Raw genomic sequence first — 15975 nt, forward strand, 5'->3', positions numbered from 1 at the left:
GGAAGTGCCTCTAAACAAAAATAAAAGGACGCACCACAATGAAAAACCTGAAACTCACCCTCCTGGCCAGTGCTCTGGCGCTTCTCAGCCTGCCGGTCATGGCCGATTCGGCCCATCCGAAAATCGGCTTCTCCATCGATGACCTGCGCCTTGAACGCTGGTCACGCGACCGCGATTATTTCGTCGCCGCCGCTGAAAAGATGGACGCCAAGGTCTTCGTGCAGTCGGCCGACGCCAACGAGCAGAAGCAGATTTCCCAGATCGAAAACCTCATTTCCCGTGGCGTGGACGTGATAGTCATCGTGCCGTTCAACGCCACCGTGCTGACCAACGCCGTGGCCGAGGCCAAGAAGGCCGGGATCAAGGTGGTGTCCTATGACCGGCTGATTCTCAACGCCGACATCGACGCTTACATCTCCTTCGATAACGAGAAGGTCGGCGAAATGCAGGCCGCTGGCGTGTTGAAGGCTCAGCCAAAAGGCAACTTTTTCCTGCTCGGTGGCGCGCCGACCGACAACAACGCCAAGGTGCTGCGCGAGGGGCAGATGAAAGTGCTGCAGCCGGCCATCGACAAGGGTGACGTGAAGATCGTCGGCCAGCAGTGGGTCAAGGAATGGAACCCGACCGAGGCGCTGAGCATCGTCGAGAACGCCCTGACCAAGAACAACAACAAGATCGACGGCATCGTTGCCTCCAACGACGCAACCGCCGGTGGCGCGATCCAGGCCCTGGCTGCGCAGAAGCTCGCTGGCAAGGTGCCGATCTCGGGCCAGGACGCCGACCTTGCCGCGGTCAAGCGCGTGCTCGACGGCACTCAAACCATGACCGTCTACAAACCGCTGAAACTCATCGCCTCCGAAGCCGCCAAGCTGTCGGTGCAACTGGCTCGCAACGAAAAACCGGCATTCAGCTCGCAGTACGACAACGGCACGAAAAAGGTCGACACCATCCTCCTGACCCCAACGCCGTTGACCAAGGACAATATCGATCTGCTGGAGAAGGACGGGTTCTACACCAAGGCGCAACTGGCCGGGCAATAGTCACAGGCTCAATCACGTCCCGTAGCAACACGGCTTGCCGGCGGGAGCGGTGTGTCAGTGACGTAAAAGTCCATTGATCCACCGCGCCCGCCGGCAAGCCGTGCTGCTACGCACCTGCGTACTCTGGAACCTGCGCCATGTCCGACTACCTGCTGCAAATGAATGGCATCGTCAAAACCTTTGGCGGTGTCAAAGCCCTGAACGGCATCGACATCAAGGTCCGCCCCGGTGAATGCGTCGGCCTGTGCGGCGAGAACGGTGCGGGCAAATCGACGCTGATGAAAGTGTTGTCAGCGGTCTACCCCCACGGCACCTGGGAAGGCGAAATCCTCTGGGACGGCCAGCCGCTCAAGGCCCAGTCCATCAGCGAAACCGAAGCGGCCGGCATCGTCATCATTCACCAGGAACTGACCCTGGTGCCTGACCTGTCGGTGGCTGAAAACATCTTCATGGGCCACGAGCTGACCCTGCCCGGCGGGCGCATGAACTACCCGGCGATGATCCACCGCGCCGAAGCCCTGATGCGCGAGCTCAAGGTGCCGGACATGAACGTCTCGCTGCCGGTCTCGCAATACGGTGGCGGTTATCAGCAACTGGTGGAAATCGCCAAGGCGCTGAACAAACAGGCCCGTTTGTTGATCCTCGACGAGCCCTCTTCGGCCCTGACCCGCTCGGAAATCGAGGTGCTGCTGGACATCATCAAAGGCCTCAAGGCCAAGGGCGTGGCCTGCGTCTACATCTCGCACAAACTCGATGAAGTGGCGGCGGTCTGCGACACCATTTCAGTGATCCGCGACGGCAAGCACATCGCGACCACGGCCATGGCCGACATGGACATCCCGAAAATCATCACCCAGATGGTTGGCCGCGAGATGAGCAACCTCTACCCCACCGAGCCCCATGCCGTGGGCGAGGTGATGTTCGAGGCGCGCAACGTCACCTGCTACGACGTCGACAACCCGACCCGCAAGCGCGTGGACGACATCTCGTTCTCGCTCAAGCGCGGGGAAATCCTCGGCATCGCCGGGCTGGTCGGCGCCGGGCGCACGGAGCTGGTGTCGGCACTGTTCGGCTCCTATCCGGGCCGCTACCAGGCCGAAGTGCTGCTGGAGGGCAAGCGCATCGACAGCCGCACGCCGCTCAAATCCATTCGTGCCGGGCTGTGCATGGTCCCCGAGGATCGCAAGCGCCAGGGGATCATTCCGGATCTGGGCGTGGGCCAGAACATCACCCTTGCGGTGCTCGACAGTTTCTCGCACATGACTCGCATCGACGCCGAAGCCGAGCTCGGCAGCATCGACAAGGAAATCGCCCGCATGCACCTGAAAACCGCGAGCCCCTTCCTGCCGATTACCAGCCTTTCGGGGGGCAACCAGCAAAAAGCGGTGCTGGCGAAAATGCTCCTGACCAAACCCCGGGTACTGATCCTCGACGAGCCCACCCGCGGCGTGGACGTGGGGGCCAAGTACGAGATCTACAAACTGATGGGCGCGCTGGCCGCCAACGGCGTGTCGATCATCATGGTGTCCTCGGAGCTGGCCGAAGTGCTGGGTGTCTCCGACCGGGTGCTGGTGATCGGCGAAGGCCAGTTGCGTGGCGACTTCATCAACAAGGACCTGACCCAGGAGCAGATCCTCGCCGCCGCGCTCACCGCTCCTGCCGGCCATAACAATAACGAACGGCCAACTGCCGAGAGAACGCTGTAAATGAATCAGGTCAAACAATTGTTCACCCGCTACAAGATGCTCGCGCTGGTCATCGCCATCGCCCTGATCTGGCTGTTCTTCAGCTGGCAGACCGAAGGCGGCTTCCTCACCCCGCGCAACCTGTCCAACCTGCTGCGGCAGATGTCCATCACCGGGATTCTGGCCTGCGGCATGGTGCTGGTCATCATCAGTGGCGAGATCGATCTGTCGGTGGGTTCACTGCTCGGGTTGCTGGGTGGACTGGCGGCGATTCTCGACGTGGTCTATCACCTGTCACTGCCCCTGAACCTGGCCATCGTGGCGCTGTGCGGGCTGCTGATCGGCCTGGCCAACGGCAGCATGACCGCCTACCTGCGCATCCCCTCCTTCATCGTCGGCCTGGGCGGCATGCTGGCGTTTCGCGGGATCCTGCTGGGCATCACCGGCGGCACCACCATTGCGCCGGTTTCGCCGCAACTGGTGTACATCGGCCAGGGCTACCTGCCGCCGCTGGTGGGCGTGTCCCTGGGTGTTCTGCTGTTCGCCCTGACGCTGTTCCTTACCTGGCGCCAGCGCCGCAACCGGGCGCTGCACGGCCTGGCGGCACATTCTCTGGTGCGCGATGTTCTACGGGTCATCGCCATTGGCGCGGTGCTGGCCGGTTTCGTCTACACCCTCAACAGCTACGATGGCATTCCGGTGCCGGTGCTGTTGCTGCTGGTGCTGCTGGGCGTTTTCAGCTACATCACCAGCCAGACCGTGTTTGGCCGCCGCATCTATTCGGTGGGCAGCAACATGGAAGCCACGCGGCTGTCCGGGATCAACGTGCAGGCGGTGAAACTGTGGATCTTCGGCATCATGGGCGTGATGTGCGCCCTGGCCGGGCTGGTCAACACTGCCCGCCTGGCCGCCGGCTCGCCGTCGGCGGGCAACATGGGCGAACTCGACGCCATCGCCGCCTGCTTCATCGGCGGCACCTCCATGCGCGGCGGCTCGGGCACCGTCTACGGCGCACTGCTCGGCGCGCTGGTCATCACCAGCCTGGACAACGGCATGTCGATGCTCGACGTCGACAGCTACTGGCAGATGATCGTCAAGGGCAGCATCCTGGTGCTGGCGGTGTGGGTCGATGTGAGTACGCGCACCGGACGCCGGTAAGAGCCCGCCCCCACCAACCCTGCTTGCCTGCACACCACGCCCTCGTAGCAGCACGGCTTGCCGGCGGGGGCGTAGTGTCAGGCAACACATCGCTGACTGATCCACCGCTCCCGCCGGCAAGCCGTGCTGCTACGGAAATCGCGTGCAACCAGCTAGGCTATGCAGCAATCCCCCGCCGGAATCATCCATGCGCCGCCACCTGCTCGCCCTGCTCCTGACCTGCCTCACCGCGAGCGCCCACGCCGACCCGACCTCCTGCCCCTCCGGCGAAAAACTCATCTGCCTCAACGGCTGCTTCTGCCTGCCCGACATCGGCCAGGTGCTGGGCAGCGGCATGCCCACCGACGTCACCCAGATCGCCGGCCCGGCCCTTGCCCTGTGGCTGACCCAGTCCCGCGCCGAAGCCGCCAACGGCCTGACCCAGCCGATCCCCGAAGGCATTCGCGAAAAACTGCTGCGCTGGTACCCGCCCAGCGTACTCGACGCCGCGCTCTACAAGGTCGGCAACGACGGCGAACTCAGCGCCGCTCGCACCATGCTGCAAAACCCCGACATCGGCGCCGTCACCCTGATCGACATCATCGTCTTCCGCACCGCCCAGGATGCCGAAAACAACGTCTCCCTCTGGGCCCACGAACTCAAGCACGTGCAGCAATACCAGGAATGGGGCGTCAACGGCTTCGCCCAGCGCTATACCCAGGACTTCAACGAGGTCGAAGCACCGGCGTATGAGATACAGACCAAGGTGGGGCGGGTGATGCGGGGGCTTGATCCTTGATTGCTGTCAAGCGCTGCTCTCGACATACGACGCGACAACCTGCCCGCTGTACTGAGTATATGTGGGTGTAAGATAGGTGCCGTCCCAGCCCCACCAACCGAGGCGCCCATGACCGAAATATCCTTGAACCTGCCGGAAGATCTGTCTGACTCCCTCACCGCATTGGCCAAGAACCACGGACAGAGTGCGAGCTACCTCGCCCTGGATATCCTGCGCGAATACATCGAGTACGAAACGACGCTGGCCAGTCAGATCGAACTGGCAGTTAAAGAGGCCGATGACGGAAAGTCCGCCACCTATGAACAGGTAGCCGCTGTCCGCGCACGACGCAGGAACTGACGGAAAGCTGCTGGGAACGATCAAGGGTCGCTCGCCCCCCTCACATGTGTCTGCCCAATGATGGATCGGACCGACCGTCAGAACTGACCGTCGGCTCCTTCCGCCCTCACCGCCCCTCCAGCAGCTCCCCTGCCTTGTCCAGCAAACCCAGCGGATCGTCGGTCTTGTGGATGTCCACCGAGAGCAACTGGCGGAATTTGCGGGCGCCGGGGAAGCCGGTGCCCAGGCCCAGGACGTGGCGGGTGATGTGGTGCATGGCGCCGCCGTCGCGCAGGTGGGCTTCGACGTAGGGGCGTAGCTGCGCCAAGGCCTGGGCGCGGGTGATCTGGGGGGAGGTGCTGCCGAACAGTTCGCGGTCGACTTCGGCCAGCACGTAGGGGTTGTGGTACGCCTCGCGGCCGAGCATCACGCCGTCGAAGGTTTGCAAGTGCTCACGGCATTGTTCAAGGGTCTTGATGCCGCCGTTGAGGATGAATTCCAGATCGGGGAAATCCTGTTTCAGGCGTGCGGCGACGTCGTAGCGCAGCGGCGGGATCTCGCGGTTTTCCTTCGGCGACAGGCCTTCGAGGATGGCAATCCGCGCATGCACGGTGAAGCTGGTGCAACCGGCTTCGCGTACGGTGCCGACGAATTCGCAGAGCTGTTCGTAGCTGTCACGGCCATTGATGCCGATGCGGTGCTTGACCGTGACCGGGATCGACACGGCGTCGCGCATGGCCTTGACGCAGTCGGCCACCAGTTGCGGATGGCCCATCAATACCGCGCCGATCATGTTGTTCTGCACCCGGTCGCTTGGGCAGCCGACGTTGAGGTTGACCTCGTCATACCCCGCCGCCTCTGCCAGCCGCGCGCTGGCGGCCAGGTCCGCCGGGTTGCTGCCGCCCAGTTGCAGCGCCAGCGGATGTTCGCTCTGGTCATGGCGCAGGAACCGCTCGCTGTCGCCGTGCAGCAAGGCGCCGGTGGTGACCATTTCTGTGTACAGCAAGGCATTTTTCGACAGCAGCCGCAGGAAGAACCGGCAATGGCGGTCAGTCCAGTCCATCATCGGGGCAACGGAAAAACGCCGGGAAGGCTCAAAGGTCTGGATTGCAGCAACAGGGGCGGTGGTCGGCAACATGGGGGCGATCGGACAAGCGTAATGGCCGCACAGTTTACCAGTTCGCAGGGCCTGGCGGGCGGGCATAAAAAAACCCGCCGAAGCGGGTCGTTTTTCAGTTCAACACCATTCCAACATCCTGTCGGCAGCGCTCCGCGCCATGGCTGATCGTCCTGATCTTCGAAGCGCATCCTTGGCTTCAGTTGATGGATCCAATGTACCGCTCCATTGTTACAGTTCATAGAGCGAGTTCGCGTCAGCGCGTGTAAGCCATTGACTACGGCGTTGGTACACCAGTGACGCGAGAGTCCGGTTCCAGCCGCCGGGAACCACTGGCCGGATACAGGCTCCAACCTGTCTGGATCGAGTATCCGCCCTCCTCGGCAATCAAAACTCATCAACCCTGGCTGATCCGTTCACGATCGTGTTTCGCAGGGCGCGTGGCTGAACGGGCAAGTCTGCTGTTTGCGCAAACGCAGGCCTCTGAATCAGCCTCCTTGATGCGGTTTATACCCTTGAGTGACTGGCGGTGCTCGGGTAATGTCATCAGACCCACAGGACAGAGCACGCTCATGACTTCCAAGCTGGAACAACTCAAAAAGATCACCACCGTGGTTGCCGATACCGGCGATTTCGCTGCCATCGAAAAGCTCAAGCCGGTCGATGCCACCACCAACCCTTCCCTGCTGCTCAAGGCTGCGTCCAGCGACAGCAATGCCGAGCGCCTGAAGGAAGCCTTCAGCGGCGCCAAGGGCGACATCGGCCTTGCCAGCGACCGTTTCGCCGTGGCCATCGGCCAGGAAATCCTCAAGGTGGTGCCGGGCCGTGTTTCCACCGAAGTGGACGCGCGCATCTCCTTCGACACCAACGCCTGCATCGAACGCGCCGAGCGCCTGGTTGACCTGTACGACAAGGCCGGCATCGGCCGCGACCGTATCCTGATCAAGCTGGCCTCTACCTGGGAAGGCATTCGTGCCGCCGAGCAGCTGGAAAAGAAAGGCATTCAGTGCAACCTGACCCTGCTGTTCTCCTTCGCCCAGGCGCAGGCTTGTGCCGACGCGGGCGTATTCCTGATCTCGCCGTTCGTGGGCCGGATCTATGACTGGTACAAGAAGGCCGAAGGCAAGGATTACGTCGGCGCCGAAGACCCGGGCGTGAAGTCCGTGACCCGCATCTACAACTACTACAAGGCCAATGACTACAAGACCGTGGTCATGGGTGCCAGCTTCCGTAACCTGGGCCAGATCGAAGAACTGGCCGGGTGCGACCGCCTGACCATCAGCCCTGACCTGCTGCAGAAGCTGTCGGAAGACACCGGCACGCTGGTGCAGAAGCTCAAGCCAGGCAACCCGGGCGAGCCACGTCAGACCCTGAACGAAACCCAGTTCCGCTGGGCTTCGAACGAGGACGCGATGGCGACCGAGAAACTGGCCGAAGGTATCCGCCAGTTCGCGCGCGACCAGGAGAAGCTTGAGGCATTGCTGCGCGCCAAGGCGTGACCTGCAGGCCCTGAAGCACAAAGAGGGCAGCTCCTTCGGGGGCTGCCCTTTTTTATGGCTTGCTGGTCTGTCTGAGGGCTTGCTACGTCCCTGTGGGAGCGGGCTTGCCCGCGAAGGCGGTGGGTCAGGAAACTCCGATGCGTCAGACAGGACGCATTCGCGGGCGAGCCCGCTCCCACAGGAATAACTTTGTGGCCGGGATCGTCGTTACTGCCGGATTCGGTTCAGGCTTCGGGCTTACTGGTGTTCCAACGCATTGACCAGATCGCGGAATGCCTCGCGATTGGAATCGTTGAGCCCCATCAGGATCTTGTGGGCTTCCAGCACCTTGGCCTTGACCACGTCCTCGCACTGGTCCTGCGATGGCAGGTCACACAGCGACTCGGGACGGGGAATCGGTCGGCCAACGATGTTGAACACCTGATCGAAGCCCATCGACTGCAACAGGCGCGTGATGTCTTCGTGGGTGGTCACGACAGTCGGCAACAGCCCCGCTTTCTGACGGGACAGAATGGAAAGCTTGGCCAGCAGGCCAAGGGTTGTGCTGTCAATGCTGCGGGTCTCGGTCAGATCGATCACCACGGTCGAAAAATTCATCGAGGTGAAGATCCGCTCAATCGTCGCATCCAACGCCGAGCATAGCGTCAGGCGCACTTCACCCACGAATTTCAGGACAAAGGTGCCATCTTGCTCGGCAAACTGGATTCTACCGGTACTCATCAAAGGTTCCTGCTCAACACCAACAAGGCGATATCATCCGGCATCTCCCCGAGTGTGGCCAATCCAAACTTATCACGCAGGCCATCCAGGCTGCCGCCCGCCGACTTGACCAGTTCGGGCAAGTTGGCTTCTTTCTCTTTGAGTGTATCACCTGGCAACAGGTCCAGAATGCCATCAGACAATAACGTCAGACTAAAGGACTCAGGCAGGTCCAGCACGTGGTCCGTGTACGTTGCCTCGTTGAACAGCCCGACCGGCAGGCCGCGGCCTTCCAGATAGCGGGTTTCGGCCGGGGTGTACAGCACCGGCAACGGCAGGTGCCCGCCCACGCTGTAGGTCAGCTTGCCGGATTGTTCGTCGATCACGCCGCCGACCATCGTCACGTGCTTGCCCAGCTTGCAGCTGATGAGGCCACGGTTGATGTGGCCCAGCACGTCCGAAGGCTTGAATTCGGGCAACATGCCGCCACGCTTGGACTCGAACAGCAGCCGCGTGGTCATGAACTTGAGCAGCACGGTGATGAACGCCGACGACGCACCATGACCCGACACATCCGCCAGATAGAACGCCACGCGGCGCTCGTCGACGCGGAAGTAGTCGACGAAATCCCCCGACAGGTAAAGCGAGGGGATGATCTCGTGTTCGAACTCGAACGAGTCGATGGCCCAGGGGCTGGTCGGCAGCATGTTCATCTGCACCTGACGACCGGCGTCCTGGTCTTCCTGAAGAAGATGCAGGCTGGCTTCCAGTTCGCGGTTGGCGGTCTCGAGTTTCTGCCGGTACAGCTTGTTTTCCTGCAGCAGCCGCGCACGGTCCAGCGCACGGCGAACCGAGTGCTCGAGCACTGCCAGGTCTTCGAGGGGCTTGATCAGGTAGTCGGCCGCACCCAGGCGCAACGCCTCGACGGCATCGCTCATGACGCCTGCACCGGACACCACGATTACCGGGGTTTCCGGGGCAAGGCTGGTCACCTGACGTATCAGCTCCAGACCGCCCACCTGAGGCATGCGCAGGTCGCAGATCAGCAGATCAGGCTTTTTTTGCTCGAAGGTCTGTAGACCCTGCAGCGCATTGCTGGCTTGCAGGACGCTGAACCCACTGTCTTCCAAATAGGCCGCGAGACTCGCGCGCACTACTTCGTCGTCATCGATAATCAGCAGCGTGGCACTGGTTTTTTGCATGTGGGCAAACGGCGCCAGATCAGGTTGGCGTACGCGGTCGGAGGTTGTCAGGCCGTGTACTGGATTCGCTTCTAGCCTCTCTGGAAACGGTAGCGGACTTTTGGTCAAACGCTTCACTTGTCAGAGGTGCCCTTCAAGGCGCAGACGGTACTCCCATCCGCCGGGCGTTTCAAGCGTGCTCCAGTGGTCGGTGGGCGTCTTTACATCGCAAATCGCCCGGAGTTATAAGAACCGCTAAATCAGCAACAAAAACGAAGGATGAGCCCATGGGCCAGATTGATCGTGACTATGCCGAGAAACGAGACTACATCCGCATGCGCGTCGACGCGGACATCAGCCTGATCTACGCCGGCCAGATCATCCCCGCCGTTTGCGTGGATTTATCCAGCACTGGCATGCAGATACAGGCGCCGCGCTCGTTTCGGGTGGGTGACAGGATCAGCGTGCGAATCGAATCCGACCACGCTGCGCTCAAGGGCCTGCAAGCCGATACCGAGGTGGTGTGGGTGGCCGATGTCGAAGGTGACGAACAGAAACTGGGGCTGACCATCCTCACCATGAAGTGATGGCACATCGGAACCAGATCACAGTTTCAGCAAATTCCCAGAAGAAAAAAAGGCGGCCCGAAGGTCGCCTTTTTTTGTATCGCAATGATGCGTGGACCAATCAGAAGTCGTCGACGACGTGGCCGTCCTTGACCTTGAATTCGCGGTTCTGCAGATAGGCATTACGGATGAAGATGTACTTGTCGCCGTTGATCAGCTTCTCGGCCGACAACAGGCTTGCACGGGTATCGACCACACTCACGCCAAATGCAGTGTTACGGGTCGGCACGTGATCGATGTAGCGGTACGGCTGGGTGTAGGTGTCCGGGTACTTGGCGAGCCCGTCACGCACGGTGCTTGGGCCCAGCAGCGGCAGCATCACGAACGGGCCGCTCGGCACGCCCCACTTGCCCAGGGTCTGGCCGAAGTCTTCGTCGTTGCGTTGCAGGCCCATCTTGGTGCCCACGTCGAAGAAGCCCAGCAGGCCGAAGGTGGTGTTGAGGATCAGGCGCGCGGTATCGACGCCGGCCGCCTCAGGCTTGGCCTGCAGCACGTCGTTGGCGAAGTTGGTCACCTCGCCGACGTTGCGGAACATGTTGTGGATGCCGTCCTGCAGAAACTGCGGGGTGATGAACTGGTAACCCTGGGCGATCGGCTTGAGCGCGTAGGTATCGACGGTGTCGTTGAAGCGGAAGATCGGGCGGTTGACGCTTTCCCATGGATCTTCGTCGGCTGCCTGAGCGGCCATCGGCACCACGGCCAGGCCGGTCCACAAACAGGTTAACGCCAGACGATTGATAAAGCCTGCACCGGTCACGGGCATAGCTGAGACTCCCAGTCAAAAGTGATGAAGCGGGCGCTACGCCCCCGAACCAAAGGCGAGAGTATAAAGCCTTCTGTAACGTTTTACGTCGCTGAAAACCGACACATTTGCACAGGCGTCAAAACATCCGCTGACAAAGTCACGATCCCGTCATCTCTCTGTCATGCAAATCCCTTAGCGTCATTGCCATTTGAGAGGGAATTCCATGCTCGCCCCGGTCGCCGCGCCCGCCCCATCGTTCACCGCCGTGCTGTTCGGCCTGAGTGGTTGCCTCGTCGATTTCGGCGCACAGGCGCGGACATTGCGCGACCAGGACGGCATCACCCTGCTCTCCCACGACGCCAAGGCTTTTGCCGCGCCGACACCGGGGGCCCTCAGTGCCCTGAAGAACCTCAAGCTGCAAGGCGTGCCCTGCGCCTGGATCGAAGAATACCCCGCCAGCATCGCCGAACAACTGGCCGCGCCCCTCAAGGATCTGATCCAGCCGACTCCAGGACCGAACAATCACTGGCCAGCGCCGGACGCCTGCTGGCAGGCGCTGATGAGCCTCAACGTGGCGCAGATCGACGGCTGCGTGATGGTCAGCGGCGATCCGCGTCTGGTCATGTCCGGGCTCAACGCAGGGTTGTGGACAGTGGGCATCGCCTCCACCGGCCCGTTGTGCGGACTGTCACCGGCGCAATGGGAGGCGTTGAGCGATCTGGAACGCGAGCGCCTGCGCGGCCGGGCAACGCTGGAGTTGTATGCCGCCGGCGCGCATTCGGTGATCGATCATCTGGGCGAGCTGGATTCGTGCCTGGCCGACATCACGCTGCGCCGGCAGAAGTCGGAAAAGCCCTGAGTCGCGTGCGACTGCCACCATGCAAGGTGGCGCCGACTGGATTAGTCTTAAGACGTCAAGGACCTTTGCCAAGGCATCGTTGTCCATGCTGAGACTATTCGAGAAGGAAGCACGCTATGCCCGCCCGCGAACTGCAAGAACAACTGGACACCCTGCGCGAGCAACTGGATCAGAACCCACCGCTGACTGAAGCAGAACGCGAAGACCTGCACGCCTTGATGGCCCAGATCCAGGCCGAGATCGCCGTGGAAACCGCCACCCAGGACAACAGCCTGGCCGACGGCGTGAACCTGGCCGTGGAACGATTCGAAGTCGATCACCCGACCATCGCCGGCACGTTGCGCAACATTGTGCAAACGTTGGGCAATATCGGGATTTGATCCGTAAACACCGCTCCACCACCCTGCCCTGATCGTTCCCACGTTCCGCGTGGGAATGATCATCCTGCCGGGCCGGATCCGCGACCCTTGCCCCACCACCCCGTAGGAGCGCGCTTGCCCGCGATGGCGGTGTGTCATGCGACGCAAGGTTGAATGACCCTGCGCAATCGCGGGCAAGCGCGCTCCTACGCGATCGTGGGCAAATTCTACTGGCGCGCCAGGCGCCCATTCTCAAGCGTCAGCTTCTCGGTGCTGCGGTACGGGTTGATGTCCAGCCCGCCACGGCGCACATAACGCGCATACACGGTCAGTTTCTCCGGCTTCAACAGGCGTTGCAGGTCCATGAAGATCCGCTCCACGCACTGCTCGTGGAAATCCGAGTGCTGGCGGAAACTGACGATGTAGGCCAGAAAGCTTGCATGATCCAGCGCTGCACCACGGTATTCCACCGCCACGGTGCCCCAGTCAGGCTGGCTGGTGACCGGGCAGTTGGACTTGAGCAGATGGCTGTGCAGCGCTTCTTCGACCACGCGCGACTCGTCACTACGCAACAGCTCCGGCTGTGGCCGGTCGTAGCTGGAAATGCTCACGGCCAGCTCGTCGACGCACACGCCCGGCACCGCCACGATGCCGTCCGCCTCGATGTCCTTGAGCGAACGAACCCGCACGCCCACCGGCTTGCCCGCCGCTGCCGACAGATCTTTCTCCAGCACCGCGACCAGTTCATCACTGGAAGCGAACGGCGTCTGGTTCAACGAATTCAGGTACAGCTTGAACGACTTGGATTCGATGATATTCGGCGAATCGGCGGGGATGCAGAACTCGCCAATGGCCACCACAGGCTTGCCCGACGGCAGCAGCCAGGACAGCTCGTAGCAATTCCAGAAATCGACGCCCTGATACGGCAGCGTCTCTGCGGTCAGCCCCAGTTCGGCCCACTTGGCAGTGCGCGGGATCGGGAACAGCAGAGACGGCGTGTAGGTGGAAATGTATTCACTGGACTTGCCCAGCGGCGAGTGTTCGGCTGCGGGATGCATGGCGGGACCTGAAAACGGATATGAATGGCTGATCGAAAAATCCTGACCGCCAAGTCTATAGGTTTTGTCCCGCGCTTTCAGCGCCTGATTGTCGCTGACTCATTTGTCGATAGCGATCTTGCCGACCATTCCGGCCTGATAGTGGCCGGGAATGTTGCAGGCGAACTCAAGGTCGGTGGCCTTGGTGAAGGTCCAGGTCAGCTCGGCGGTCTTGCCCGGTTCCACCAGCACGCTGTTGGGATCGTCATGTTTCATGCCGTGCTCGCCGTGATCCATGCCCGGCATCGCGTCATGCTTCATGCCGGTGGACGTCAACATGCCACTGGCGACCATCTTGAGCATTTCCTGCTGGTGGGCCGCGTGCATCGCGGCATCGCCCAGGTTGAACTCGTGCAGCAGGTTGCCCTTGTTGACCAGCACGAAATGCACGGTTTCGCCTTCCTTGACGGTCAGCGCCTTGGGTTCGAAATACATGTCGCCCAGGGTCAGCTCGACCGTGCGGGTGGCCTGGTCGGCCTTCGCGGCATGGCCGAAATCGAAATGCGCCCCGGGGGAGGCCAGCGACGACAGGCTCACACCCAACAACACGGCTGCAGCGGTCAAACGAGCGAACATGAATCTCTCCAGTCAACGACAATCGATGACCTTAAGATAGGCCCGGGCCACTGGCAATCAGCTGACCGCAAGATTACAACTTTGTAAGCTTCGCCGCGGCCTGCCCCGCTCGCGCTATAAAGCGCCCTTGCCCCACGTGATCACGAACCTTGAGCCACCCATGAAACTACTGATCGTCGAAGATCAAGCCAAGACCGGCCAGTACCTGCGCCAGGGGCTGTGCGAAGCCGGCTTCAACACCGAACTGGTCGCCGATGGCATCACCGGCCAGCACCTGGCGCTGAGCGGCGACTACGCCCTGCTGATCCTGGACGTGATGCTGCCCGGTCGCGATGGCTGGCAGATCCTGCAAGCGGTGCGCAGCGCAGGGCTGGACACCCCGGTGCTGTTTCTGACCGCCCGCGACGCCGTCGAAGACCGCGTGCGCGGGCTGGAACTGGGCGCCGACGATTACCTGATCAAGCCCTTTGCCTTCTCCGAACTGCTGGCCCGGGTGCGCAGCCTGTTGCGGCGCGGCAGCAGCACCAGCCAGGAAACCCATCTGCAACTGGCAGACCTGCGTCTGGACCTGCTGCGGCGCAGGGTCGAGCGCAATGGCCAGCGCATCGATCTCACCGCCAAGGAGTTCGCCCTGCTGGAACTGATGCTGCGCCGTCAGGGCGAAGTGCTGCCCAAGTCGCTGATTGCCTCGCAGGTCTGGGACATGAATTTCGACAGCGACACCAACGTGATCGAGGTCGCCATTCGCCGCCTGCGCCTGAAAGTCGACGATGAATACCCCAACAAACTGATCCACACCGTGCGCGGCATGGGGTATGTGCTTGAAGAGCGCAGTCTCTGATGTTCAGGCGCATCTCACTGGGCAACCGTCTGGCATTGCTGTTCGCCGCCTGCACCGCCGTGGTCTCGCTGACTGCCGGCGTGCTGTTCAGCCAGGCCAGCCAAAGCCACTTCATCGAACTGGATCGGCAGTTGCTCGACAGCAAGTTGCCGGGCTTGCGCGCTGCCATGGCCGGGGCCAGCAGCGTCGATCAACTGAATGAGCACAAGCCCGCGCTGCTCGGCGAACTCGCCCACTCGCCGGGCCTGGCGTTGCGGGTGCACGGCCCCAACGGCGACGTCTGGTTCGACAGCCTGCCGCAGACCATGACCAGCCACAGCCTTGGCACAGGGCTGCATACCCTGAGCGACAACGGCGTTTCCTACCGCGCCTACAGCCTTGACCTGCAGCCCGGTCAGCCCGATTCGCCGCAGCTGACATTGTTGCTGGACATTACCCATCACCAGCATTTTCTTGAGCGCATGCAACGGCTGATCTGGCTCACGGTCGGGCTCTCGGCGCTGGCCACCGCGCTATTGGGCGCCTGGGCGGCACGCAGCGGTTTGCGCCCCTTGCGGCAAATGACCGAGGTGGCCGCCAGCGTGTCTGCCAGCTCCCTGACCACTCGCCTGCCCCAGACCGACATGCCGCCGGAGCTGGCCGAGTTGAGCCAGGCGTTCAACGCCATGCTGATCCGCCTCGACGATGCCTTTCAGCGGCTGTCGGCGTTTTCGGCCGACATCGCCCACGAACTGCGCACGCCCCTGTCGAACCTGTTGACCCACACCCAGGTGACCCTCACCCGTCCGCGCGATCTTGAGCAGTACCGCGAGGCGCTGCTGGGCAATCTGGAGGAGCTGCAAGGGATGGCGCAGATGGTCAACGACATGCTGTACCTGGCCAAGGCCGAACACGGGTTGTTGAACCCCCATCGCGAACGCCTGCAACTGGCGGAGGAAATCGACGCACTGCTGGAATTCTTTTTGCCCTTGGCCGAAGACGCGCAGGTGCACCTGAGCCGCGAGGGCGAGGCCAGCCTGTTGGGTGACCGCCCCATGCTGCGGCGCGCCCTGTCCAACCTGCTGGACAACGCGCTGCGCTTCGCCCCGCCCCAGGGCCGAGTGTCGGTGCGGCTGGATTCGGACGCTGCCCAAGTGCGGATCAGCATCGCAAACACCGGCCCGACGATTCCCGCCGAGACCCTGCCGCGCCTGTTCGACCGCTTCTACCGGGCCGACCCCGCGCGCCACGAGAGCACCGAGCACGCGGGCCTGGGGCTGGCCATCACCCAGTCGATCATCAAGGCCCATGGCGGCACAATCCGCTGCGAGTCGGGCGAGGGGCTGACGCGATTTTCAATTGATCTGCCCAACGGCGTCGTTTGACCGGGCATCCGCCGGACATTGATCCAGATCAAT

At 62.0% G+C, this 15975-nt stretch carries 17 protein-coding genes; 11 read left to right on the forward strand and 6 right to left on the reverse strand.

Annotated features, from left to right (window positions below):
• Window positions 1–38 precede the first annotated feature (38 nt).
• The 5 genes from xylF (at window position 39) to ACIPO9_RS12600 (ending at window position 5000) form a co-directional block, all read left to right on the forward strand.
• Window positions 39–1040, forward strand: coding sequence for a D-xylose ABC transporter substrate-binding protein (xylF, locus tag ACIPO9_RS12580; protein ID WP_274133694.1), 1002 nt, complete (start codon window positions 39–41; stop codon window positions 1038–1040).
• 137 nt (window positions 1041–1177) lie between these two features.
• The gene (gene xylG / locus ACIPO9_RS12585) at window positions 1178–2746 is read left to right on the forward strand and encodes a D-xylose ABC transporter ATP-binding protein (protein ID WP_400781215.1); all 1569 of its coding nucleotides are present in this window, start codon (window positions 1178–1180) and stop codon (window positions 2744–2746) included.
• Window positions 2747–3883, forward strand: coding sequence for a sugar ABC transporter permease (locus ACIPO9_RS12590; protein WP_400781217.1), 1137 nt, complete (start codon window positions 2747–2749; stop codon window positions 3881–3883).
• A 187-nt stretch (window positions 3884–4070) separates the two neighbouring features.
• A complete protein-coding gene (locus tag ACIPO9_RS12595) occupies window positions 4071–4661 on the forward strand; it encodes a DUF4157 domain-containing protein (protein ID WP_400781219.1) in 591 nt (196 codons plus the stop codon).
• Between the two features lie 108 nt (window positions 4662–4769).
• Window positions 4770–5000: a CopG family ribbon-helix-helix protein gene (locus ACIPO9_RS12600; protein ID WP_400781222.1), complete on the forward strand. Its 231-nt coding sequence runs from the start codon at window positions 4770–4772 to the stop codon at window positions 4998–5000.
• A gap of 106 nt (window positions 5001–5106) precedes the next feature.
• Here ACIPO9_RS12600 and dusA read toward each other — a convergent pair whose 3' ends face one another.
• Window positions 5107–6117, reverse strand: a complete 1011-nt coding sequence (gene dusA / locus ACIPO9_RS12605; RefSeq protein ID WP_400781224.1) for a tRNA dihydrouridine(20/20a) synthase DusA — start codon at window positions 6115–6117, stop codon at window positions 5107–5109.
• Between the two features lie 551 nt (window positions 6118–6668).
• On the opposite strand from dusA, the gene tal reads away from it, so the two are divergent.
• Complete coding sequence (gene tal, locus ACIPO9_RS12610; RefSeq protein WP_400781227.1) at window positions 6669–7595, forward strand: transaldolase; 927 nt, start codon at window positions 6669–6671, stop codon at window positions 7593–7595.
• Window positions 7596–7832: 237 nt separating this feature from the next.
• Here tal and rssC read toward each other — a convergent pair whose 3' ends face one another.
• Window positions 7833–8315: an anti-sigma factor antagonist RssC gene (gene rssC / locus ACIPO9_RS12615; RefSeq protein ID WP_081569474.1), complete on the reverse strand. Its 483-nt coding sequence runs from the start codon at window positions 8313–8315 to the stop codon at window positions 7833–7835.
• Window positions 8315–9496, reverse strand: a complete 1182-nt coding sequence (gene rssB, locus ACIPO9_RS12620; RefSeq protein ID WP_274133686.1) for a two-component system response regulator RssB — start codon at window positions 9494–9496, stop codon at window positions 8315–8317. Before rssB ends, rssC begins: the two co-directional genes overlap by 1 nt.
• A 266-nt stretch (window positions 9497–9762) precedes the next feature.
• Between rssB and ACIPO9_RS12625 the strand changes: the two genes are divergently transcribed.
• Window positions 9763–10062 carry a PilZ domain-containing protein gene (locus ACIPO9_RS12625; protein ID WP_400781229.1) on the forward strand — a complete coding sequence of 100 codons (300 nt, stop codon included), beginning with the start codon at window positions 9763–9765 and terminating at the stop codon, window positions 10060–10062.
• 100 nt (window positions 10063–10162) lie between these two features.
• Here the strand turns inward: ACIPO9_RS12625 and ACIPO9_RS12630 are convergent, their stop codons facing one another.
• Window positions 10163–10864, reverse strand: coding sequence for a VacJ family lipoprotein (locus ACIPO9_RS12630; RefSeq protein WP_400609400.1), 702 nt, complete (start codon window positions 10862–10864; stop codon window positions 10163–10165).
• A 205-nt stretch (window positions 10865–11069) separates the two neighbouring features.
• Here ACIPO9_RS12630 and ACIPO9_RS12635 point away from each other — a divergent pair, with 205 nt between their 5' ends.
• Window positions 11070–11705, forward strand: coding sequence for an HAD family phosphatase (locus ACIPO9_RS12635; RefSeq protein ID WP_400781230.1), 636 nt, complete (start codon window positions 11070–11072; stop codon window positions 11703–11705).
• 116 nt (window positions 11706–11821) lie between these two features.
• Window positions 11822–12085 carry a DUF4404 family protein gene (locus ACIPO9_RS12640; protein WP_274133682.1) on the forward strand — a complete coding sequence of 88 codons (264 nt, stop codon included), beginning with the start codon at window positions 11822–11824 and terminating at the stop codon, window positions 12083–12085.
• A gap of 206 nt (window positions 12086–12291) precedes the next feature.
• Here the strand turns inward: ACIPO9_RS12640 and queF are convergent, their stop codons facing one another.
• A complete protein-coding gene (gene queF, locus ACIPO9_RS12645; RefSeq protein WP_400781232.1) occupies window positions 12292–13122 on the reverse strand; it encodes an NADPH-dependent 7-cyano-7-deazaguanine reductase QueF in 831 nt (276 codons plus the stop codon).
• 99 nt (window positions 13123–13221) lie between these two features.
• Window positions 13222–13737 carry a plastocyanin/azurin family copper-binding protein gene (locus tag ACIPO9_RS12650; protein ID WP_400609404.1) on the reverse strand — a complete coding sequence of 172 codons (516 nt, stop codon included), beginning with the start codon at window positions 13735–13737 and terminating at the stop codon, window positions 13222–13224.
• 160 nt (window positions 13738–13897) lie between these two features.
• Between ACIPO9_RS12650 and ACIPO9_RS12655 the strand changes: the two genes are divergently transcribed.
• Together ACIPO9_RS12655 and ACIPO9_RS12660 are read left to right on the forward strand one after the other, a co-directional pair.
• Complete coding sequence (locus tag ACIPO9_RS12655) at window positions 13898–14578, forward strand: heavy metal response regulator transcription factor (RefSeq protein ID WP_400781234.1); 681 nt, start codon at window positions 13898–13900, stop codon at window positions 14576–14578.
• Window positions 14578–15942, forward strand: coding sequence for a heavy metal sensor histidine kinase (locus ACIPO9_RS12660; protein WP_400781236.1), 1365 nt, complete (start codon window positions 14578–14580; stop codon window positions 15940–15942). The genes ACIPO9_RS12655 and ACIPO9_RS12660 overlap by 1 nt, the downstream gene beginning before the upstream one ends.
• The last annotated feature ends 33 nt before the right edge of the window (window positions 15943–15975 follow it).

Origin of the sequence: Pseudomonas sp. NPDC090203, from assembly GCF_044746765.1 — a bacterium.
Classification (GTDB): domain Bacteria; phylum Pseudomonadota; class Gammaproteobacteria; order Pseudomonadales; family Pseudomonadaceae; genus Aquipseudomonas; species Aquipseudomonas putida_AD.